The organism is Nakamurella leprariae, assembly GCF_016918035.1.
Lineage (GTDB): Bacteria > Actinomycetota > Actinomycetes > Mycobacteriales > Nakamurellaceae > Nakamurella > Nakamurella leprariae.
This window is the reverse complement of record NZ_JAERWK010000019.1, coordinates 57,658-78,367: the sequence shown is the minus strand read 5'-3', so window position 1 is coordinate 78,367 and position 20,710 is coordinate 57,658. Positions and strand designations below refer to the sequence as shown.

The window sequence follows — 20,710 nt, the reverse complement described above, 5'->3', positions numbered from 1 at the left end:
AACGACCACCCGTCCAGGGGTGTGGACAACCTCGATCACCCCTGTTCGTCGCCGTATGATCGAACACATGTCGACCACGAGAAGCCCGTTGCCGGTGACGCCGGCCGCGGTTGCCGCGTGGGTCGACGCGCTCGCCAGCACAGGACCGGACGGACTCGACGCGCACGCACTGGTCGAACTCATCTCCGCCGCGGAGACGCTCAAGGCCGCGGCCGCGTCACTGCAGGCCCGCGCCACCACCTGCCTGCTGGACCAGCAACTCACCGGCTCCGACCGGTCTGCTTCGGCCAACGAGCCGGGGGACGCGGCCAAACGCCGCCGGGTGGCGGTGCGACGATCCGTCGGAGCGCAGGTCGCGCTCGCCCGGCGGGTCTCACCCGCCCAGGGCGGTCGGCACCTCGGGTTGGCCCTGTCCCTGCGCGACGAACTGCCCCACCTTGCGTCCGCGCTGCGCCGCGGCGAGGTCAGTGAATGGAAGGCCACCCTCGTCGCCCGGGAGACCGCCTGCCTGACCCGCACCGACCAGCGAGAGGCGGACGCACAATTGGCCGACTCCTACGTCTCGCTCGGCGACCGGGCGTTGGCCGCCGAAGCGACCCGGATCGCCTACCGACTCGACCCAAGACAGGCGGTGGCGCGGAACGCCAAAGCCCACCACGACCGCCGGGTCAGCCTGCGCCCGGCACCGGACTGCATGACCTACCTGACCGCGCTGCTGCCCGTCGTCCAAGGCGTCTCCGTCTTCGCGGCACTGCAGCGGCACGCCGACACCATCTTCGCCACCGGCGACGAGCGTGGCCGCGGCCAGGTCATGGCCGATGAGTTGGTTGCTCGCGTCACCGCCGGAACCGTGACCGAGTCAGGCGATCCCGATGCTGAGGACGACGTCAGCGAGCTGCCCACCGTCCCGGCCGGGGTCGACCTGACCATCAACCTGGTCATGACCGACCGCACCCTGCTCGACGGCGACACCGAACCCGCCGTCGTCATCGGCCACGGCCCCATCCCGGCCAGCCTCGCCCGACACCTCATCCGCCAAGCCCCCGAATCATCGCGCGTCTTCGTCCGGCGCCTGTTCACCGACCCAGTGACCGGCGGACTCACCCACGCCGACCCCAGACGCCGTCGGTTCGCGTTCTTGGACCGACAGTTCCTCATCGCCCGCGACCAGACCTGCCGAACACCCCGGTGCGACGCCCCCATCCGGCACGCCGACCACATCCAGCCCCACGCCGCCGACGGCCCCACCACCACCGACAACGGCCAAGGCCTCTGCGCGCGCTGCAACCTCACCAAAGACCACGACGGCTGGCGCAGCCTGGGCTCGGGCACAGCAGCGGTGGTCATCACGCCCACCGGCCACACCTACGCCAGTGCCCCACCCCCACCGCCCCGATCGTCCTCGTGGAGCACGCCCGCGCCAGGCAGCGCTTCCGCGGCGATCGGCGCCGGTGAGGTCGGCCGATGAGGCCGAGATCCGCGCCACAGCACCGCGGGAACCCGACCGGACCAGCCCGTCGGTCGGGCGAGGATGTCCCCCATGCGCCCCCGCGACCTGCTGCTCGCCGTGCTCGTTCCGCTGATCTGGGGCGTCAACTTCGTCTTCGTCGACCGCGGCCTGGACGACATGCCGCCGTTCGCCTTCGTCGCGCTGCGCTTCGTGCTCGTCTGCATCCCGGCGATCTTCTTCGTCAAGCGACCCGGGGTCGGGTTCTGGCCGGTGGTGTGGATCGGGATGAGCATCTCGGCCGCCCAGTTCGGTCTGCTCTTCCTGGGGATGCACCTCGGGGTCCCGGCCGGCCTGGCGCCGCTGGTCCTGCAGGCCCAGGTGCTGTTCACCGTGCTGCTGGCGGCACTGACCCTCAAGGAGATCCCCACCCGCTGGCAGTTGCTCGGCATCGGTGTCGGCGCCGTCGGCCTGCTGGTCGTGGCCATCGGCCGTGGCCAGGTCGCGCCGGTGCTGCCGCTACTCATCGTGATTGCGGCCGCGCTGGCCTGGGCGATCGGCAACGTGCTGACCCGGCGGGTCAAGGCGGCGTCCGGTCTGTCCCTGGTGGTCTGGTCCGGCCTCGTCGTGCCGGTGCCGATGCTGGCGATGTCGTTGATCTTCGAGGGCCACGACGTGATCGCCCGCGTCGCCCACGACCTGACCTGGTGGGGAGTGGCCGGCGTCGCGTTCACCGCCTACGCCGCCTCCCTCCTGGGCTACGGCATGTGGAACACCCTGCTGGCCCGGTACCCGGCGTCGATGGTCGGACCGTTCGCGATGCTCGTCCCGGTGATCGGCTTCCTCGCCGCCTGGGTCGTCCTCGACGAGCTGCCCACCACCGTCGAGGTGATCGGCGGCGTGCTGCTGCTGGCCGGGGTGGCCGCCACCGCCCTGCTCGGTCGCCGGACACGACCGGCTCCCGCCGACACCGTGCCGGCCGAGAGTCCCGGACCCCCCGCCGCAACCGACACCGCCACGCCCACCCGCTGACCTGACGCCCCGGCCAGTGCGCGTCGGACCGCCTCCCAGCGGGTACCGGCGCAGGCGATCACCGCAACAACAGGGAGCGTGCGATGGACTTGAGACTGCACGGCAGGGTGGCGCTGGTGACTGGCGGCGACTCGGGCATCGGCTGGGCCACCGCCCGGGAGCTGCTCACCGAGGGTGCCCGGGTGGCGATCACCGACCACGACCCAGACCGGCTCGGCACGGCGGCCGAACGGCTCGGCGGTGAGGTGCTCGCCGTGCCGGCCGACGTCACCGACACCGCGTCGGTCACGGCCATGGTGGACACGGTGATCGCCCAGCTCGGCGCCCCCGAGCTGCTCGTGCACGCGGCCGGCATCACCGGCGCGCAGGGACTGTTCCACGAGATCGACGACGAGGGCTGGCAGCGGACGCTGGAGACCGACCTGATGGGCGCGGTCCGGGTGGTACGGGCAGTCCTACCCGGCATGCGGGCGGCGGGGCGCGGTCGCATCGTGCTCATCGCGTCCGAGGACGCGGTGCAGCCCTACCCCGACGAGCTGCCGTACTGCGCGGCCAAGGCCGCGGTGCTGAACCTGGTCAAGGGCCTGTCCAAGACGTACGGCGAGGAAGGCGTGCTGGTCAACGCGGTGTCGCCCGCCTTCGTCGCCACCCCGATGACCGACGCGATGATGGAACAGCGGGCGCAGCAGGAGGGCACGTCCGTCGACGAGGCGATCAGCAGTTTCCTGGACGAGGAGCGGCCGTTCCTCACCGCGAAGCGGCGCGGTCGGGCCGACGAGGTGGCGGCGGTGATCGCCTTCCTGTGCTCGGAGCGGGCCGGGTTCGTCAACGGCAGCAACTACCGCGTCGACTCCGGCTCGGTCGCCACCATCTGACGCGTCGTCGCCCGGTGACCCGGCTCACGCGTCCGGGCACTGGGCGTGACGCCCGGCGACGCGCATCCTGTCCGGAACCCGATGGTCAGGAGCGTGTTGGTGTCGACGTCCCCGGTGTCCGCCTCCCCGCCCCCGTCGCCCGACGTCGAGCGGTACCTCGCGGACTTCGACGTCGAGGTGCGGGAGCGGCTGCAGGACATGCGACGGGCCATCCACCAGGCGGTCCCGGGCGCGGGCGAGACGATCAGCCACCAGATGCCGGCCATCACCCTCGACGGGACGCCGGTGGTGTGGTTCGCCGGCTGGCGACGGCACCTGAGCATGTACCCGGTCCCGCCCGCCGATGAGCTGCTCGAGCGCCGGATCGGCCGCTACCGGCACGGCGCCGACACCGTCCGGTTCCCGCTGGCGGACCCGTTGCCGGTCGAGCTCGTCGGCCGGATCGCCCGACTGATCGTGGGCGCCCGGCCCTGACACCGGTCGGACGGTCGCGGTCCGCGATGACCGTCCGAACGGGACCAGAGATCCACGACATTCGGGCCAGTCACACGCGGAAGCCAGTGCGTCCTCCCGCGGTCGTGTGCGCCGTCCCGTCACGGTGTGATGACAGTCGGTACGAAGCGACGGATCCGCTCGACATCCGCCGGTCAGCCTTCGCCCCGACCCGGGACACCTCGGAACGAGGGTGTCCGGCAGCGTCGGAGGCATGGACCGCGGCCAGCAGTCATGACGCCGTGGCCCGGATCGACCAGCTGCACGACGACGCCGGCACCGGCCCGTGCACCGACGGGGTGCGGAACGAGCAGATGGTGCGGATCGACGACCTGCCCAGCGGTCCCCGGTGGTCCGACTTCGCCGCCCTGACCGCGCCCCTGGGCGTCCGCTCGATCCTGTCCGTCCGGCTGCTCGCACACCGCCGGGAGCACGCGGCGCTCACCGTCTCTCCCCGTCGGCCGGGGCCTTCGACAGCTCCGCCGAGCAGGCGTGCCGGTGGCTGGGCACGCACGCGACGGTCGCCCTCATCGGCGTGCGACAGACCCAGAACCTGCACGCCGCGCCGCGGAGCCGCAACGTCATCGGCCAGCCAACGGAATCCTGATGGCGCGCGCTGCACGCTGACCGAGGACGATGCCGTCCAGGTCCTGGTGCGCGCGTCGCAGCACAGCGACCGCAAGCTCGTCGACGTGGCGACCCGCGTGGTCGAGACCGGAGCACTGCCCGAGCTGGAATGATCCCGGACACCGTCCGCCAACTGCATACAGTGGTATGCAGATCGGCGGGACGTCCGGCTCCCGCCCGATCCGGGATCCCCGGAAGGACGGCCCATGCCCAGCCCACGCCGCATGCACCTCGCCGCGTTCATGAACGCCGGCCCGCAGGGGACGGTCGGGTGGCGTCATCCCGACGCCGGCGACGGCTTCCTCACCGCTGCGCACTACGCGGACCTGGCCCGGTTGCTCGAGGACGCCTGCTTCGACCTGGCGTTCATCCCGGACGCGCTCTCGGTGCCGCGCAGCCTGGGCGGCACCTTCGACCCGGCCGTGCGGTGGGGCACCGGCACACCGCGGCTCGACCCGATGCCGGTGATCAGCATCATGGCCGCGGCCACCCGGCACCTGGGCGTGGCGGCGACCATCTCCACCGGGTACCAGGAGCCGTTCAACGTGGCCCGCAGCATGGCCACGCTCGACCACCTGGTGGGCGGCCGGGCCGGCTGGAACGTCGTGACCAGCTTCCAGGACGCCGAGGCGCAGAACTTCAACCAGGACGCGCTGCCACCGCGCGAGGCCCGGTACGAGCGGGCGGAGGAGTTCCTGGAGGTGACCACCCGGCTCTGGGACAGCTGGTCGGACGACGCCCTCGTCCGGGACAAGGCCAGCGGCGTCTTCGGCCGCCCGGAGGACGTGCAGGCGCTCGACCACGTCGGCCGGTACTTCAAGGTGCAAGGCCCGCTGGGCGTGCCGCGCACCCCTCAGGGTTACCCGGTCATCATCCAGGCCGGCGCGTCCCCGGCCGGTCGCGACTTCGCCTCCCGCTGGGCCGATGTCATCTTCTCCAGTCAGGAGTCGCTGGAGTCGGCGGTCGCGTTCGCCACCGACATCAGGCAGCGGGCCGCGTCCGCCGGCCGGGACCCCGAGCAGGTCAAGATCCTCACCGCGGCCACCACTGTGGTCGGCACCGACCGCGCCGACGCCCTGGCCAGGCACGAGGCCTTCGTCCAGCTGGTCGAACCGGAGGCGGGCCTCTCCCGGCTCGCGTACCACGTCAACGTCGACCTGACGCAGTACGACCTGGACGGGCCGCTCCCGCCGCTGGAGGAGGTCGGCGTCGAGGGCCACTACCGCGAGGTCGTCGAGTTCGCCGAACGCGAGCAACTCAGCATCCGGGAGATCGGCCGCTGGTACGGCGCCCGCACCGAGGGCGACATGATCGGCTCCGCGTCCGAGATCGCCGACACGATGGAGCAGTGGATGGACGCCGGGGCCTGCGACGGCTTCATGATCCAGGCCACCCACGTCCCGGCGGCGTTCCAGGACTTCGCCGCGGCGGTGGTGCCGGAACTGCAGCGGCGCGGCCGGCTGCGCACGCAGTACGAGGGGGCGACGCTCCGGGAGAACCTGGGCCTGGCCCGGCCGGAGCGCGGCGAGTGGCGGCACCGGGCTGCGTCGGCGCTGCCGACCCGCGCCGCGACCGATCAGGAGGCATGAGCATGGGTTCCCACTTGGTCGACGTCGCGTGGCTGGCCGAGCACGCCGGCGAGGTGATCGTCCTGGACGCGTCGATCACCCGGACCGTCGATCCCGACGGCCGGCCGGTGTTCGCCGACGGCCTGGCCGGCTTCGAGGCACGGCACATTCCCGGGGCGCGGTTCGCCGACCTGGTCGAGGACTTCTCCGACCCGGCCGCGCCGTTCAACTTCACCCGCCCGACCGCGGCGCAGTTCGAGCGGGCCGCCCGGGCCGTCGGCGTCCGCCCCGACTCGACGGTGATCGCCTACGACAGCCTCACCGGCGCGTGGGCGGCCCGGCTCTGGTGGGTCTTCCGTTCGTTCGGGTTCGACGGGATCCAAGTGCTGGACGGCGGTCTCGCCGCCTGGGAGGCGGCCGGACAGCCGACTGCGACAGGACCGTCGCCGACCCCAGCACCCGGCACGCTGGTCGCGGCACCGCGGTCCGGGTGGTTCGTCGACACCGACGCGGTGCTGCCGCTGGCACAGCAGCCCGATCCGGAGCACCCGGTGGTGTGCGCGCTGCGCCGCGAGGAGTACCTCGGCGAGGGCGGCGCCGCCGGGCACATCCCCGGGTCCCGCAGCCTGCCGTACCCGGACGTGCTGCGGCCAGACGGCACGCTGTCGGTGCCGGCGGTGCGGGCCGCCGCCGAGTCCCTCGGCCTGGACCGGGCGCAGGGCGTGACCCTGTACTGCGGCGGCGGGATCAACGCGGCCGGGCTGGCGCTGGCGCTCACCGAAGCCGGCTACGACGGTCTGACCGTCTACGACGGGTCGCTGGGCGAGTGGCGCGCCGACCCGTCCCGGCCGCTGGCCACCGGCTCCGCGGACGGCTCCCTGGCCCTCGGCCTGCGACCGGAGTCGCGGTGACCGTCCCGCCGAGCAGCCCGGCGCTGCACACGATGTCGGCGGCCGCCCTGACCACCGCCTACGCCGACGGCTCGCTCACCCCGACCGAGGTGGCCGAGAGCGCGCTCGATCGGGCCGATCTCGCGGCCGAGCGGTACGCGGCCATGGCCAGCGTCGACCTCGACGGCGCGCTGCGGGCCGCCCGGGAGAGCACCGCCCGATGGCGCGCGGGCCGGCCGCTCGGACCGGCCGACGGGGTGCCGATCTCGTTCAAGGACAGCTTCCACGTCGCCGGGTTGCCCCGGTGGCACGGCACCGCGGTGAGCCCCGGGCCCCGGTCGCAGGCCGACGCGGCGCCGGTGCGGCGGGCCCGGGAGGCCGGCATGGTGCTCGTCGGCAAGACGACGACGCCCGATTACGCGATGCTGATGTCGGGGCTGAGTTCTCAGCACGGCGTCATCCGCAACCCGTGGGATCCGGGCAGCAACCCGGCCGGATCGAGCTCCGGCGCCGGGCCGTCGGTGGTCAGCGGCGCGGTCACCGTGGCGGTCGGTACCGACATGATCGGGTCCGTTCGGTTGCCGGCCGCGGTGTGCGGGCTGGCGTCGCTGAAGCCCACGCAGGGCCGCATCGCCTACGACCCGGCCGGTGACCACCGCAGCGCCGGCCCGATGGCCCGCACGGTGGACGACGTCGAGCTGGCGCTCACCGTGCTCGGCCGGTTCGACGACGTCGACCAGTACGCGCTCCCCGGTCGGTACGAGACAGTCTCCCCGACACCGGATCTGACCGGACGGCGCATCGGCGTGGTGCGGTCGCTGTCCTGGGGTACGTCGGTCGACGAGCAGACCCTGGCCGCCGTCGGCGATGCGGCCGCCGCGCTGGCCGCGGCGGGTGCGCAGCTGGTGGAGCTGGACGACCTCGACGTCACGGCCGAGGACCACCGGGCGGTGGCCTGGTTCGCCGTCGAGCAGGGACTGCCGGACTACCTGGCTCGCACCGCCGCCGACCGCGGCCGGATCCTGCCCGCGGTGGGACGGCTGCTGGAGGGCGCCTTCTCGCGCACCGCCGTGGACGTGGCGATGGACCGGCACCGGATCGCCGTGGCGTCCGAGCGGCTGCGGCGCCAGTTCACCGGCCTGGACTTCGTGCTGTCCCCGGTGCTGCCGGTGCGCGCGTTCCCGGCCGAGGCACTGGCTCCCGAGATCGACGCCCCCGAGCTCGAGCGGTCCGTCGCGCACATGGGGTTCGCCTGCTGGTTCAACCGACTGGGCCGCCCGGCCGGCACCGTGCCGGTGCGGCTGCCGGATGACGGCGGGGTGCCGGTGAGCGTGCAGATCGCCGGGCGCCGGTTCGACGACGCCGGCGTGCTCGCGGTGCTGCGGCGGCTGGAACGGGCGCGCGGCGCCGACATCGACTGGCCGGGGGTCCGACCGTGACCGGCGCGCGGGACCGCGACGTGCTCGTGGTGTTCGACATCGACGGCACCGTGGTGGCGTCCGCCGGCGACCACCACCAGGTCATCGTCGGCTCGCTGGGCCGGGCCGGTGCGGCCCACCGCGCGGTGCGGCAGCGGACCGGTGCCGACCTCGACGTGGTGGTGCTGGGCGACGGGGTCTGGGACACCAGCGCACGGCGGCGGCCCCGGGCATCCCGTTCGTGGCCGTGCAGACCGGGTCGTACGAGTTCGGCGCAGGCCCCGTCCGGAGCCTTCGCGACCTGACGGCGATCACCGCCACCGAGCTGGTCGAGCTGGTCCGGCCTGTGCCCGCGCTCCGGTAGCGTCCCGCGCGGCGATCGGCCGGGACACCGGGATCGACCCCGGCGGCGACGGAGCGGGAGGACCGGATGGCACGCAGCGCCCGCGACACCGTCTACGACACCCTGCGCGCCCGACTGGCGTCCGGCCACTACGACCCGGACGCCTCGCTCATCCCCGCCGTGCTGAGCGAGGAGTTCGCCGTCTCCCGCACGCCGGTCCGCGAGGCGCTCGGGCTGCTGGAACGCGACGGCCTGCTGGTCGCCACCACCCGCGGGTTCGTGATCAGGCGGCGCAGCGACGAGGAGATCCTGGAGATCTTCGAGGTGCGGGCGGTGCTCGATTCCGCCGCCGCGTTCGCCGCCGCCGGCCGGCACAGCCCGATCGACCTGGCCCGGCTGGACGAGCTGAGTACGCAGGCCCGGCGGGCGGACGACGCCGCCACGGTGCGCCGGCTGCTCAACGAGTGGCACGACGGCATCCGGCGGGCCGCGCACAACGACACCATCTCGGCGTTGCTGCGGACCCTGGACGCGCAGGTGAAGCTGAGTGCGCCGTGGCGGACCCCGGCCACGCCGTCCGACGCTGACCCGGCGTTCGCCGACAGCCTGCGCGAACACGACGCGGTGCTGGAGGCCGTGCGGGCCGGGGACGCCGAGCTGGCCCGGCACCGGATGCTCGAGCACCTGGCCCACGACCGGGACACCCGGATCCGACAGCTCGTCGCGCCCATGGCGCAGGAATCGGCGCCCGCCGACGGCGGCTGAGGTCCGGCCGGACCGTCCTACTCGCGCGACTGCTCGACGCGTGGCCCGCCCGTCACGGTCATCGCGGCCGCGGCGCCCACGGCCAGCACGATCAGGCCGACGGCGTACACCGTGCCGGTGATGACCAGACCCACCGAGGCGGCGGCGAACCCGGCGATCACCGCGGGGATGCTGAAGGCCAGGTAACCGACCACGAAGAAGGCGGCGAAGAACTCGGCCCGCTCGGCGGGCGCCGGCAGCGGGGCCAGCACCTTGAAGGTCCCGCTGAGCGCGGCGCCGACGCCCAGCCCAGCGACCGTGGAGCCCACCGCGAACCACAGCGTGGACGACGCGTGCAACGCCGGGATCGTGATCGCGGCGCCGAGCACGACCAACGCGGAGGCGGCCAGCGTGGCCGGCCGACCGGGCGTGTCGCGCAGCACGAACCCGCTCGCCGCCCCGGCCGAACACGGCAGCGCGACCAGCAGGCAGACCAGGAACGGGTCGTCGACACCGAGGACCCGGCCCGCCACCGACGAGGTCAGCGACAACGTGAGGCCAGCTGCGCCCAGGGGAACACCATGGCCGGGACCAGCCGGAGGAACGTCGACCGGGCGTGGACGGGGATCCGGACGCGGGGCGCCAACGACCGCAGTGCTCCCGGCCGCCGCGCTCCGGTCTCGCGGATCGCCAGGACCGCCCCGGCCAGGAGGACGAAGACGCCGGTCAGGATCCAGAACAGCAGCTGCGTGGGATGCGGGAGCCAGCGCACGAAGGCGCCGGCCACCACGGCGCCGGTCGCCAGGCCGATCGCGGGCAGCAGTGCGCTCAGCACCGCGGCGAACCGGATCCGGCCGGGCGGAGCCAGGTCGATCATCCCGGCCGACAGGGCACCGATCGACAGGCCGGCGGCCACCCCCTGCAGGATGCGCGCGGCGAACAGCCAGGCCACCCCGTCGGCGACGGCGAACACGACCATGTCGGCGGCGAACAGCACCATGGCTGCCACCACCACCGGGCGGCGGCCGATGAAGTCCGACAGGCCCCCGACGGTCAGCAGGGCGATCAGCAGCGCCACGGCGTAGACGGCGAAGATCTCGGTGAGCGTGCTGGTCGCGAACTGCCAGTGCTGCTGGTAGATCGGGTAGATCGGTGACGGTGCCCCCGCGGCGACCATGAGGCCGAAGTAGGCCAGGGTCATCGCCCAGAACGAGCCGGTGGGCGACAACCGCCGCCGAGAGCGGGATGTCGCGTCCGGCATGGCGGGTCCGGCGGTCCCGGTGGCCGGATCGACGGTGGTCATGCCCGTGTCCCGCCGGCCGACACGAGACCGAAGGCGTGGTCGAAGAAGTCGTCGAGCGGCGTCATCGACCGTTCCACCTTGGCCCGGGTCACCGCGCCCTCGAAGGCGTCGAGCAGGAAGCGCGCGTAGGCCTCCGGTCGCACGCCGCCGGGCAGCTCGCCGGCCGCCACCGCCCGGGTCACCAGGTCGGCCACCCGCGCGGTCCACCCGCGCCAGGCCTCGTCGACTGCGTCGCGGACACGCGGGACCGACCCGCCCAGCTCGGCACCCAGGTTGGCCAGCAGACACCCCCGGGCGAAGTCGCGGTCCCGGTGCCGCTCGGCCACCGCCCGGAACCGGCCACGCAGCTCGGTCAGCGGGGACTCGTCCCCGGCCGGCTCGTACTCGCGGAACGCCGACCGGCTCTGGTAGAGCCCGACCACTTCGGCCGCGAGCTCGTCCTTGCCGGAGAAGTGGTTGTAGAAGGACCCTTTGGGGACGCCGGCGGCCTTGGTGATGGTGTCCACGGAGCAGCCGTGGTACCCGAGCCGGTGGAACTCGGACACGGCCGCCTCGACGATCTGCGGACGGCAACTGGGGCGAGGCACCGCTTGAATATGACCGGTCGTCTTCATTCCGTCAAGCCATCGTGCGGACCGTCGGGAGGTCGACGCGCGGCACCGTGGGACGATCGGCCGGCCGATGCCGTCGACGGGGAGGCCCGATGTCCGTCAACGACCTGGCCCGCGCCGAGCGGGCTGACCTGGTCGAGCTGCTCGAGCAGCTGACGCCCCGCCAATGGGCGGCACCGTCGCTGTGCGACCGGTGGACGGTCCAGGACGTGGCGGCCCACGTCATCAGCTACGACGGCCTGTCGGCGCGCGAGCTGCTCCGACAGATGGTCCGCGGCCGCGGCAATCCGCACCGGGCCAACGACCTCGGCGTCCGGGCCGCCCGCCGCGCCGACCCCGCCGCCGTGCTGGAGCAGTACCGGCGCCACCCGGAGCCGCGGGGACTGACGGCGCAGTTCGGCGGCCGCATCGCGCTCACCGACGGACTGATCCATCAGCAGGACATCCGGCGGGCGCTGGGCCGGCCGCGAGCGGTTCCACCGGAGCGTCTCCGCGTCGTGCTGCCGTTCGCGCTCACGTCGCCGTTGCTCGGCGGCCTGTGGCGGGTCCGCGGGATGATGCTCCGGGCCACGGATCTGGACTGGCGCCACGGCCGCGGCCCCGAGGTGACCGGCCCGGCCGAGGCGCTGCTGATGGCCATGGCCGGGCGGCCCGATCCCCTGCCCGAGCTGGCCGGTCCCGGTCTGCCCGTCCTGCGCCGCCGGCTGGAACGCCCGTGATCGGTGATCAGCCGCGGACGACACCCAGCCAGGTCTCGATCGGGGTGATGGCGAAGTACAGGACGAACAGCACGGTCACGATCCAGAGCAATGGATGGATCTTCCGGATCCGGCCGGTGGCCACCTGCAGCACCACGTACGAGATGAAGCCGGCGCCCACCCCGGTGGTGATCGAGTACGTGAAGGGCATCAGCACGATGGTCAGGTAGGCGGGCAGCGACGTGGTGAAGTCGTCCCACTTGATGTCCTTGACCTGCGCCATCATCAGCACCCCGACCACCACCAGCGCGGGCGCGGCGGCCTCGGAGGGCACCAACTGGGCGAGCGGGGCCAGGAACACGGTGATCAGGAACAGCACCCCGGTGACCACGCTGGCCAGACCGGTCCGGGCACCCTCGCCGATGCCGGCGGCCGACTCGGCGAAGATCGTCGCGGACGAGCTGGACGCCGCACCGCCGGCGACCGCGCCAGCCCCGTCGACCAGCAGCACGGTGCCGACCCGCGGCAGCTTGTCGTCCTTGTCGAGCATGCGACCCTCGCTGGCCAGCCCGATCGTGGTGCCCATCGAGTCGAAGAAGTCCGAGAGCAGCAACGAGAAGACCAGCACCACCACGGTCAGCACGCCGGCGGTGGAGATCCCCGCGCCGAGCGAGAAGTTGCCGAGCAGCTGCAGGTCGGGCAGCCCCCACTCCTTGCCGGCGAACGACGGCACGTTCAGGTGCCAGCCGGTCGGGTTGTCCGGGCCGCCGGCGCCGATGTCGGCGATCGCCTCGATGATCATGGCCAGCACGGTGGCCACGCCGATGCCGATGAGGATGCCGCCGGTGACCTTGCGGGCCATCAGCACCGCGGTGAGCAGCAGACCGACGATGAAGACCAGGATCGGCCAGCCACCGAGCTGCCCGTCCGGACCGAGCTGCAGCGGGGTGCCCGCACCGGCCTGCACGAAGCCGGCGTCGACGAATCCGATGAGCGCCAGGAACAGGCCGATGCCCGCGGCGATCGCCTTCTTCAGCGGCGCCGGGATCGCGTTCATCACCGCGGTCCGGAACCCGGTGACCACCAGCAGGCAGATGACCAGGCCCTCGATGACGATCAGGCCCATCGCCGCGGCCCAGGACATCTGGCTGGCCACCTGGTACGCGACGAAGGCGTTGAGCCCGAGTCCGGCGGCCATGGCGAACGGGTACCGCCCGACGATGCCCATGACCAGCGTCATCACCCCGGCCACCAGCGCGGTCACCGCGGCGACGGCGGCCAGGTCCGGTCCGGCCCCGCCACCCAGGAAGCCACCGGTGGCATCCGGCACCGTGCCGATGATCAGCGGGTTCAGCACCACGATGTACACCATCGTCACGAAGGTGACGAGGCCGCCGCGGATCTCCCGGCCGAACGTGGAGCCGCTGCGGCGGACGCCGAACCAGCGGCCGACGGCCGACCGGTCGACGCCGCCGGTGGTGGTGGCGGTTGCCGCCTCGCCGGTCGTGCCGTCCCGAGCGGTGCGGGCGAACGCGGCCTCCAACTCGGTGTTCTGGGCGTCCGGCGGAGCTGCACCGCGGGACGGATCCGGGCGGGCGGGCTGATCACTGCTGGTCACGAGAGCCCCTTCGCGGCCGGGTCCACCGGACCCGGAGTTGATCACCTTCAGTCACCGATGACTGCACTGGGCACTCTGACAGACGGCGGGCCCGCCGGCCGAGTCGGCCCGGGGACGCGTCGCCGACCGGTGCCCGGCTCACGCCACGGCACGATCGGGAGCAGGGGTCACTGAGCGGTGTAGCCGCCGTCCACCGCGTGGTAGGAGCCGGTGATGTAGGAGGCGGCGTCGCTCACCAGGAACGCGGTCAGCTGCGCCACCTCCTCCGCAGTGCCCAGCCGGCCCAGCGGATGTCGCAGCCGCAGCGCCTCGAGCCGTTCACCTTCGAAACGACCCGTGAGCAGCGGGGTGTCGATGTAGGCCGGTCCGACGGCGTTCACCCGCACCCCGTGCGCGGCGTACTCCAGCGCCGCCGTCTTCGTCAGCCCCACCACCCCGTGCTTGGCCGCCACGTAGGCCGAGATCTCCTGGGTGCCCACGGCGCCCATGACCGACGACACGTTGACCACGGCACCGCCTCCGGCCGCGACCATCGCCGGCAGCTCGGCCCGCAGGCAGAGGAAGACCGAGTCCAGGTCGATGTCGATGACCCGCCGCCACAACTCGAGCGGGTACTCGCCGACCGGCCCACCGGTGCCGCTGATCCCGGCGTTGTTGACCGCGATGCGCAGCGGGCCCATCGCTCCGGCCGCGGCGACCATCGCAGCGACCGAGTCGGGATCGGTGACGTCCCCGGCGAACGAGCGGGCCACCCCACCGGCCTCGGTGATCTCGCGGACGACCGACTCCGCCGCGTCCCCGGCGCGGTCGGCCACGAGCACGGCGGCACCGTTCGCGGCCAGCAGGGTGGCCACGGCGCGGCCGATCCCCGAGGCGGCGCCGGTGACGAGCGCGACACGGTCATGGACGTCATAGGTGGCCATGCCGAGAGCGTCGCTGCCGATCACTTCCGATGCAAGGTCGGTCCGGGAGACCGGCCACCGAGGGACGAGCGCAGGACCTGCCGACGCGTTCAGCCGCCGGCCACCGCCCGATCCGCCGCGACGGCTCCCGAGGTCGCCCCGAGGACGTACTCCCGCGCCGTGTGGGCCGCACACTCGGCCCGGGCCCGGTCCGGATCCCCGGCCTCGATCGCGGCCAGGATCGCCCGGTGCTCGGCGTTGACCTCGTCCCCGGACACCGTCCGGCGCCGGATCCGGCCGCTGTCCACGTGGGTGCGGAGCGCCCCGATGAGTCCCGCGTACATGTCCGAGAGCAGCTGGTTGCGGGCCGAGCGGACCATCAGGAAGTGGAAGTCGCCCGGCACCCGGCCCCGCTCCACGTTCGGCGAGACCCGTTCGCTGGCGTCCAGGCTGGCGTGCAGCGCGGCCAGGTCGGCCTCGGTGCGCCGGGACGCGGCCAAGCCCGACGCCTCGATCTCCAACGCCCGCCGCACCTCGACGATGTCGGTGCCGTCGTTCTCCTGCAGGTAGACGCTCAGCACCCGGTCGACCGGGCTGAGCGCCCGCACCCAGGTCCCGCGGCCCCGGCCGCTCTCCAGCATGCCCAGGTGCACCAGCACCCGGAGCGACTCACGCAGCGTGGACCGACTGACCCCCAGCTGCTCGATGAGCTCGGACTCGGTCGGGATCTGCGAGTTGATCGGCCAGTGACCCTCGACGATCTGCCGCCGGAGCCACCGCTCGACCCGGCTGCCCGGCGTCTCCCCGACCGCGGCCGGTCCCAGGCCGGCGGAGCGGATCCGGTCCGGTCGCACCGGCTGCGCCGACTGCTCCGTGAAGTGGGTGGTCACTGGACGTCCTCTCGCTCCACGGCCGATCGGCCGGCTCAGCCCGACCATTCTCCGTCGTCGTCGGCCCGCCACCGGCTCTTGATCGTCGGAGCACGCGACACCCACCTCACACCCGGTGTTGTTAGGCTCACCTAATGACCTGCACCGGGCCGTCGCCCAGTCGCGCGCACGTGGGTGCTGCGTGACGGTGCTGGAGCGACCCGACGCCGGGTCCCGGGTCGGCGGTGGCCGCAGGGCGACCGCGGTGGTCGTCGGCGTGATCCTGCTGGCGGCCCTGGTCATCGCGAGCCTGTTCGTCGGATCGGGCGACATCCCGGTCGCCGACGTGTGGTCGGCGCTGTGGCACGACACCGGCAGCTCGACCGACCTGATCGTGCGGGACTACCGGGTGCCGCGGACGCTGCTGTGTGTCGTGGTCGGTATCGCGTTGGGGCTGGCCGGCGCGATCATGCAGCCGCTGACCCGCAACCCGCTGGCCGACCCGGGCATCCTCGGGGTGAACGCCGGTGCCTACACGGCCGTGGTCTTCGCCGCCGCCATCCTGGGCACCGCGGTCAACATCACCCTGGTGATCTGCGCGCTGGCCGGCGCGCTCATCGCCGCCCTGGTCGTCTACGGGGTCGGCAACCGTGGACCGGCCGGCGGAACCCCGACCAAGCTGGTCCTCACCGGTGTCGCGGTGAACGCCGTGCTCACCGGGATCAGCTTCGCGGTGACGTTGGTGGAGCCGGCGGTGTTCGACCGGGTCCGGTTCTGGAGCGCCGGGTCGCTGCAGGGGCGGCAGTTCGACACGCTCTGGGCGGTGCTGCCGTTCGTCGCGGTGGGCGTGGTCATCGCGCTGTGCATGCCCAAGGCCCTGAACGCGCTCTCGCTGGGCGACGACCTGGCCGTCGCCCTGGGGTCCCGGCCGGCGGCGACCAAGGCCGCCGGGGTCGTCGCCGTGACACTGCTCTGCGGTGCCGCCACCGCCGCCGCCGGGCCGATCGCCTTCGTCGGCCTGATGGTCCCGCACGCCATCCGCAGCATCGTCGGCCCCGACCAGCGCTGGGTGATGCCGCTGAGCCTGCTCGGCGCGCCGATCCTCATGCTCACCGCGGACATGCTGGGCCGGGTCGTGGTGTCCTCCGAGCTCCCGGTCGGCGTGGTCACCGCCTTCCTCGGCGCGCCGGTGCTCATCGCGCTCACCCGCCGCAAGGCGGTGCGCGGCCTGTGACCAGTACCCGACCGCGGACCGGGCCCGACACCGTGACCGGCACCGACGCGCTGCGTTGGCCGCGCGGCATCGCGCCCGTCCGGTTCGGCGGATTCAGCACCCGCATCGAGCTCCGGGCGGCCGCGCTGACCGTGCTGTTCCTGCTCGTCGCGCTGGCGGTCGCCGTGTGGTCGCTGACCGTGGGCAGTGCCGGCATCGGGGTGGCGCAGGTGTGGTCCGCGTTCACCGGGACGGCCTCCACCGGCACCAGCCGGATCGTGCTCGAGTGGCGGCTGCCGCGCGTGGTCTTCGCCCTGCTCGGTGGGGCGGCCCTGGCCATCGGCGGCGCCGTGTTCCAGTCGATCACCCGCAACCCACTGGGCAGCCCGGACATCATCGGCTTCAGTTCCGGCGCCTACACCGGCGCCCTGATCGCCGGTCTCATCGCCACCGGGAGCGCGGTCGGCACCTCGATCGGCGCCCTGACCGGGGCCCTGCTGACCGGCGTCGCGGTCCACCTGCTCGCCTTCAAGCGCGGTGTCTCGGCCACCCGGATCGTGGTGATCGGCGTCGGGCTCAGCATGTTCCTCAGCGCGTTCAACTCCTGGCTGCTGACCACCATGCAGCTCGAGGCGGCCATCACCGCGGCCAGCTGGGGCGCCGGGTCGCTGGCCGAGATCGCCTGGGGCAACGTGCTGCCCGTCGTCATCGGGCTGGTCGTCTGTGGCCCAGTGGTGCTGTGGCTGGCCGCGGACATGCGGATGCTGGAGATGGGCGACGACGCCGGCCGCGGCGTCGGCGTCCGGGCCGAGACCGTCCGCGTGGTGCTGCTGCTCATGGGCGTGCTGCTCATCGCGCTGGTCACGGCGTCGGCCGGACCGATCGCCTTCGTCGCCCTGGCCGCGCCGCAGCTGGCCATGCGCCTGACCGGCACCCCCGGGATCCGGATCCTGCCGGCGGCGGTGTTCGGAGCGCTGCTGCTGGCGGCCAGCGACCTCGTCGCCCGCACCGTCATCGCCCCCACCCAGCTGCCGGTCGGGGTGGTGACGCTCTGCCTGGGCGGTGCCTACCTGGTCTGGCTGCTGGCCACCTCCCGGAGAGGCAGTCGCCGATGACCCGGCCGACGAGCAGCGTCGATCCCGCCCCGTCTCGCCTGCACGCCACCTCGCTGTCCACCGGGTACGGCGACCGGCGCATCATCGACGACCTCGACGTCCGCATCCCCGACGGCAGTTTCACGGTGATCATCGGCCCGAACGGCTGCGGCAAGTCCACGCTGCTGCGATCGCTGGTGCGCCTGCTCAAGCCCACCGGCGGGTCCGTGCTGCTGGACGGCACGGACATCGCCCACACCCGGTCCAAGGAGCTGGCCCGGCAGATCGGGCTGCTGCCGCAGACCTCGATCGCCCCCGAGGGGATCACCGTCATCGACCTGGTCAGCCGGGGCCGGCACCCGCACCAGAGTGCGCTCAAGCGGTGGAGCGAGCACGACGAGCGCGCGGTGCAGAAGGCGTTGACCCGCACCGGCCTGGCCGACCTGACCACCCGGGTCGTCGACGAGCTGTCCGGCGGCCAGCGGCAACGCGTGTGGATCGCCATGGCCCTGGCCCAGGACACGCCGATCCTGCTGCTCGACGAGCCGACCACCTACCTGGACATCTCGCACCAGATCGACGTGCTCGACCTGTGCACCAGCCTGCAGCGGGAGGGCCGCACGTTGGTCGCCGTGCTGCACGACCTGAACCAGGCCGCCCGGTACGCCACCCACCTGATCGTGCTCGACCAGGGTCGGATCATCGCCGAGGGTGCCCCCACGGACGTGGTGACCGCCGACCTGGTCCGCGACGTGTTCGGTGTCGGCGCCCGCGTCATCCCCGATCCGGAGACGAACACCCCGCTGATCGTCCCGCACGCCCCCGTCTTCCCCGATCCCGGCGCTCACCCGGCGCCCGCTGGACCCAGCACCGCCCTGATGGAAGGAACCCGATGAAGCTCCCCCGCCCGAGGCTCGCGATGGCCGGCATCGCCGGCGTGGCCGCCGCCGCGATGCTGCTCAGCGCCTGTGGTGGCAGTGACGATGCCGCCAGCAGCTCGAGCACCAGCAGCAGTGCCGCGTCCTCCAGCGCCGCCTCGAGCAGTGCCGCCTCGAGCAGTGCCGGTTCCAGCAGCACCGGCGGTGGCGCGGCCGCGGCCGGCGGTCTGCCCGCCACCGTCGACACCATGTTCGGTCAGGTCGAGATCCCGGTGCCGGCCGACGGTGAGCTCACCGTGGTCGCGCTCGGCTGGTCGGACGCGGAGATCGCGTTGGCCCTCGGCGTGCAGCCCGTCGCCGTCTACGACTGGCAGGGCTTCGGCGAGGAGCACAAGGGCGTCGGCCCGTGGGCCACCGAGCGGTTCGGCGACGTCGAGCCGACCGTGCTGGCCAACACCGGTGACTCGCTGGACTACGAGGCCATCCAGGTCCTCGACCCCGACCTGATCCTGAACACCCGCTCCGCCGGCGACCAGGCCCAGTACGACCGGCTCTCGCAGATCGCGCCGACCGTGTCCCCGCCGGCCGACACCGCGGCGTTCGGCACCGCGTGGGACGTGCAGACCCAGCTGGTCGCCGACGCGCTCGGCCTCTCGGCCGACGGCGAGACGCTGGTCGGCCAGGTCGAGGAGACGATCACCGAGGCCGCCGACGCGAACCCGCAGTTCGCCGGGAAGACCGCGGTGTCGGGCACCAAGTTCGGCGACGCGTACGGCGCGTACATCGCCGGCGACGCCCGCTGGGACCTGTTGGCGGACCTGGGCTTCGAGCAGAACCCGCCGGTGCTCGCGCTGCCCGCCCAGGGCTTCTACGTGCCCGTGTCCGCCGAGCAGATCACCGCGTTCGACGCCGACGTGGCCGTGATGTTCCCGATCGGGTACACCCTGGCCGAGATGGAGGCCGACCCGCTGATCGCCTCGCTCGCGGTGGTCAAGGACGGCCGCACCGTCTTCCTGGCCGCGGACGACCAGGTGGCCCAGGCCTTCAGTGCGGCCAGCCCGCTGTCCATCCCGATCGCCGTCGACGGCATCGCCCCGCAGCTGGCTGCGATCGTCACCGCGTGATGCCGGTCGCCCCGGCCCCGGGCGACCGTCCCGGGGCTGGGGCGCCACCCCCGGGAGTACCCCGTGCCTGAACCCGCCGCCACCGCCGCGCCAGCGGGCGCTGCCGCGCACCTGCTCGGCCGGGTGCTGGCCGCCCTGCCGGCGACCGAGCACGGCCCGCTGGTGCCGGCTCCGGGGACCGAGGCGCTGCCGGCCGAGCTGCTGCTCGACCGGGACTGGCTGACCGAACAGGTCCGGCTGCGTGGCCGGCTGTGGCAGGCCGACGACGACCGCGTGCGCACGACGCTCTGGTGGTACTCCACCTCGGCCTGGCTGCCGCACCCGGCGCTCGCCTCGCTGGTCGTCACCGGGCAGGCGCTCTCGCCCCGGCTGGCCGACATGACGGTGCACTGGGCGCCGGACGGCCGGATCACCGGCTTCACCTCCCGCGCGGTGCTCACCGGGAACGACCCGGTGACGGCGCTCGGCGCGGCGCTCCGGGAGACCCTGACCGAGGTCATCCCGCTGCTGGCCGAGGTCGGCGGCATGCGGCAACGGCCGCTGTGGGCGCTGGCCGCGGACTCGGTCGGCGACCGGTTGGTGTGGATCGGCCGGGCCCTGGGGGACGTGCCGGCCGCCACCGCGCTGGCCCTGCCGGTGGCCCGGGCCATCGGGGCGCCGTTCCCCGCCCCGCACTACGTCGACGTCCCGCCCGCCCACACCCCGCTCGACAGCGGCGCGGCGACAACGACTCCCGCGCGCTTCCTGCGTCGCTGCTCGTGCTGCCTGGTGTACGAGACGCCCAGCCTGGGCAAGTGCGATGCGTGTCCCAAGCGCAGCCGGCACGACCGCGAGCACCTGCTGCAAGCCGCGGCCACCCGGCTGGCGGCCGACTGAGCCGCCTGGTTCGAAGATCACGGCGGGTGTTACGGTCGGATCCGGCCCGTTCTGGTCGGCGACCGTCAGGTATGGACGTCGTTCCCGG

Annotated in this window: 22 protein-coding genes; 16 read left to right on the top strand and 6 right to left on the bottom strand. The window is 73.2% G+C overall.

All coding sequences use genetic code 11. The features are described 5' to 3' along the window. Positions 1 to 67 precede the first annotated feature (67 nt). The 10 genes from JL106_RS14665 to JL106_RS14620 all read left to right on the top strand — a co-directional run bounded on the left by JL106_RS14665 (position 68) and on the right by JL106_RS14620 (position 9,457). A complete protein-coding gene (locus tag JL106_RS14665; RefSeq protein WP_205261480.1) occupies positions 68 to 1,468 on the top strand; it encodes an HNH endonuclease in 1,401 nt (466 codons plus the stop codon). Positions 1,469 to 1,540: 72 nt separating this feature from the next. Then, positions 1,541 to 2,479, top strand: coding sequence for an EamA family transporter (locus tag JL106_RS14660; protein WP_205261479.1), 939 nt, complete (start codon positions 1,541 to 1,543; stop codon positions 2,477 to 2,479). Positions 2,480 to 2,562: 83 nt separating this feature from the next. Next, positions 2,563 to 3,354 (top strand): SDR family NAD(P)-dependent oxidoreductase, encoded by a 792-nt coding sequence (locus JL106_RS14655; protein WP_205261478.1) that lies wholly within the window; start codon positions 2,563 to 2,565, stop codon positions 3,352 to 3,354. 99 nt (positions 3,355 to 3,453) lie between these two features. Further along, positions 3,454 to 3,828, top strand: a complete 375-nt coding sequence (locus JL106_RS14650; RefSeq protein ID WP_205261477.1) for an iron chaperone — start codon at positions 3,454 to 3,456, stop codon at positions 3,826 to 3,828. 332 nt (positions 3,829 to 4,160) lie between these two features. Then, positions 4,161 to 4,586 carry an ANTAR domain-containing protein gene (locus tag JL106_RS14645; RefSeq protein WP_205261476.1) on the top strand — a complete coding sequence of 142 codons (426 nt, stop codon included), beginning with the start codon at positions 4,161 to 4,163 and terminating at the stop codon, positions 4,584 to 4,586. Between the two features lie 93 nt (positions 4,587 to 4,679). After that, a complete protein-coding gene (locus tag JL106_RS14640) occupies positions 4,680 to 6,062 on the top strand; it encodes an LLM class flavin-dependent oxidoreductase (protein ID WP_205261475.1) in 1,383 nt (460 codons plus the stop codon). 2 nt (positions 6,063 to 6,064) lie between these two features. Further along, positions 6,065 to 6,952 (top strand): sulfurtransferase, encoded by an 888-nt coding sequence (locus JL106_RS14635; protein WP_205261474.1) that lies wholly within the window; start codon positions 6,065 to 6,067, stop codon positions 6,950 to 6,952. Further along, on the top strand, positions 6,949 to 8,370 hold the full coding sequence (locus tag JL106_RS14630; RefSeq protein WP_205261473.1) for an amidase: 1,422 nt from the start codon (positions 6,949 to 6,951) through the stop codon (positions 8,368 to 8,370). The genes JL106_RS14635 and JL106_RS14630 overlap by 4 nt, the downstream gene beginning before the upstream one ends. Beyond that, positions 8,367 to 8,654 carry a hypothetical protein gene (locus JL106_RS14625; RefSeq protein WP_205261472.1) on the top strand — a complete coding sequence of 96 codons (288 nt, stop codon included), beginning with the start codon at positions 8,367 to 8,369 and terminating at the stop codon, positions 8,652 to 8,654. Before JL106_RS14630 ends, JL106_RS14625 begins: the two co-directional genes overlap by 4 nt. 125 nt (positions 8,655 to 8,779) lie before the next feature. Further along, positions 8,780 to 9,457: a GntR family transcriptional regulator gene (locus JL106_RS14620; protein ID WP_205261471.1), complete on the top strand. Its 678-nt coding sequence runs from the start codon at positions 8,780 to 8,782 to the stop codon at positions 9,455 to 9,457. A 17-nt stretch (positions 9,458 to 9,474) separates the two neighbouring features. On the opposite strand, the gene JL106_RS14615 is transcribed toward JL106_RS14620, so the two are convergent. The 3 genes from JL106_RS14615 to JL106_RS14605 are packed head-to-tail and all read right to left on the bottom strand — an operon-like array spanning position 9,475 to position 11,326. Next, positions 9,475 to 9,987, bottom strand: a complete 513-nt coding sequence (locus tag JL106_RS14615; protein WP_205261470.1) for a hypothetical protein — start codon at positions 9,985 to 9,987, stop codon at positions 9,475 to 9,477. Continuing rightward, on the bottom strand, positions 9,978 to 10,739 hold the full coding sequence (locus JL106_RS14610) for an MFS transporter (protein WP_205261469.1): 762 nt from the start codon (positions 10,737 to 10,739) through the stop codon (positions 9,978 to 9,980). The genes JL106_RS14615 and JL106_RS14610 overlap by 10 nt, the downstream gene beginning before the upstream one ends. After that, positions 10,736 to 11,326, bottom strand: coding sequence for a TetR/AcrR family transcriptional regulator (locus JL106_RS14605; RefSeq protein ID WP_205261468.1), 591 nt, complete (start codon positions 11,324 to 11,326; stop codon positions 10,736 to 10,738). The genes JL106_RS14610 and JL106_RS14605 overlap by 4 nt, the downstream gene beginning before the upstream one ends. A gap of 116 nt (positions 11,327 to 11,442) precedes the next feature. On the opposite strand from JL106_RS14605, the gene JL106_RS14600 reads away from it, so the two are divergent. Next, a complete protein-coding gene (locus tag JL106_RS14600; RefSeq protein WP_205261467.1) occupies positions 11,443 to 12,069 on the top strand; it encodes a maleylpyruvate isomerase family mycothiol-dependent enzyme in 627 nt (208 codons plus the stop codon). A gap of 7 nt (positions 12,070 to 12,076) precedes the next feature. On the opposite strand, the gene JL106_RS14595 is transcribed toward JL106_RS14600, so the two are convergent. The 3 genes from JL106_RS14595 to JL106_RS14585 form a co-directional block, all read right to left on the bottom strand. Continuing rightward, positions 12,077 to 13,666 carry an NCS2 family permease gene (locus JL106_RS14595; protein WP_328842451.1) on the bottom strand — a complete coding sequence of 530 codons (1,590 nt, stop codon included), beginning with the start codon at positions 13,664 to 13,666 and terminating at the stop codon, positions 12,077 to 12,079. 167 nt (positions 13,667 to 13,833) lie between these two features. After that, positions 13,834 to 14,589 (bottom strand): SDR family NAD(P)-dependent oxidoreductase, encoded by a 756-nt coding sequence (locus JL106_RS14590; RefSeq protein ID WP_205261466.1) that lies wholly within the window; start codon positions 14,587 to 14,589, stop codon positions 13,834 to 13,836. Positions 14,590 to 14,678: 89 nt separating this feature from the next. After that, positions 14,679 to 15,458 carry a FadR/GntR family transcriptional regulator gene (locus tag JL106_RS14585; RefSeq protein WP_205261465.1) on the bottom strand — a complete coding sequence of 260 codons (780 nt, stop codon included), beginning with the start codon at positions 15,456 to 15,458 and terminating at the stop codon, positions 14,679 to 14,681. A gap of 181 nt (positions 15,459 to 15,639) precedes the next feature. Between JL106_RS14585 and JL106_RS14580 the strand changes: the two genes are divergently transcribed. The 5 genes from JL106_RS14580 to JL106_RS14560 all read left to right on the top strand — a co-directional run bounded on the left by JL106_RS14580 (position 15,640) and on the right by JL106_RS14560 (position 20,622). Further along, positions 15,640 to 16,671: an iron chelate uptake ABC transporter family permease subunit gene (locus JL106_RS14580; protein ID WP_328842449.1), complete on the top strand. Its 1,032-nt coding sequence runs from the start codon at positions 15,640 to 15,642 to the stop codon at positions 16,669 to 16,671. Beyond that, positions 16,668 to 17,765 carry a FecCD family ABC transporter permease gene (locus JL106_RS14575; RefSeq protein ID WP_328842447.1) on the top strand — a complete coding sequence of 366 codons (1,098 nt, stop codon included), beginning with the start codon at positions 16,668 to 16,670 and terminating at the stop codon, positions 17,763 to 17,765. The genes JL106_RS14580 and JL106_RS14575 overlap by 4 nt, the downstream gene beginning before the upstream one ends. Next, complete coding sequence (locus JL106_RS14570; protein ID WP_205261464.1) at positions 17,762 to 18,640, top strand: ABC transporter ATP-binding protein; 879 nt, start codon at positions 17,762 to 17,764, stop codon at positions 18,638 to 18,640. The genes JL106_RS14575 and JL106_RS14570 overlap by 4 nt, the downstream gene beginning before the upstream one ends. Further along, entirely contained in the window at positions 18,637 to 19,746 is a 1,110-nt protein-coding gene (locus JL106_RS14565; RefSeq protein WP_205261463.1) for an iron-siderophore ABC transporter substrate-binding protein, read from the top strand. Before JL106_RS14570 ends, JL106_RS14565 begins: the two co-directional genes overlap by 4 nt. Positions 19,747 to 19,809: 63 nt before the next feature. After that, positions 19,810 to 20,622, top strand: coding sequence for a (2Fe-2S)-binding protein (locus JL106_RS14560; RefSeq protein ID WP_205261462.1), 813 nt, complete (start codon positions 19,810 to 19,812; stop codon positions 20,620 to 20,622). Positions 20,623 to 20,710: the final 88 nt, after the last annotated feature.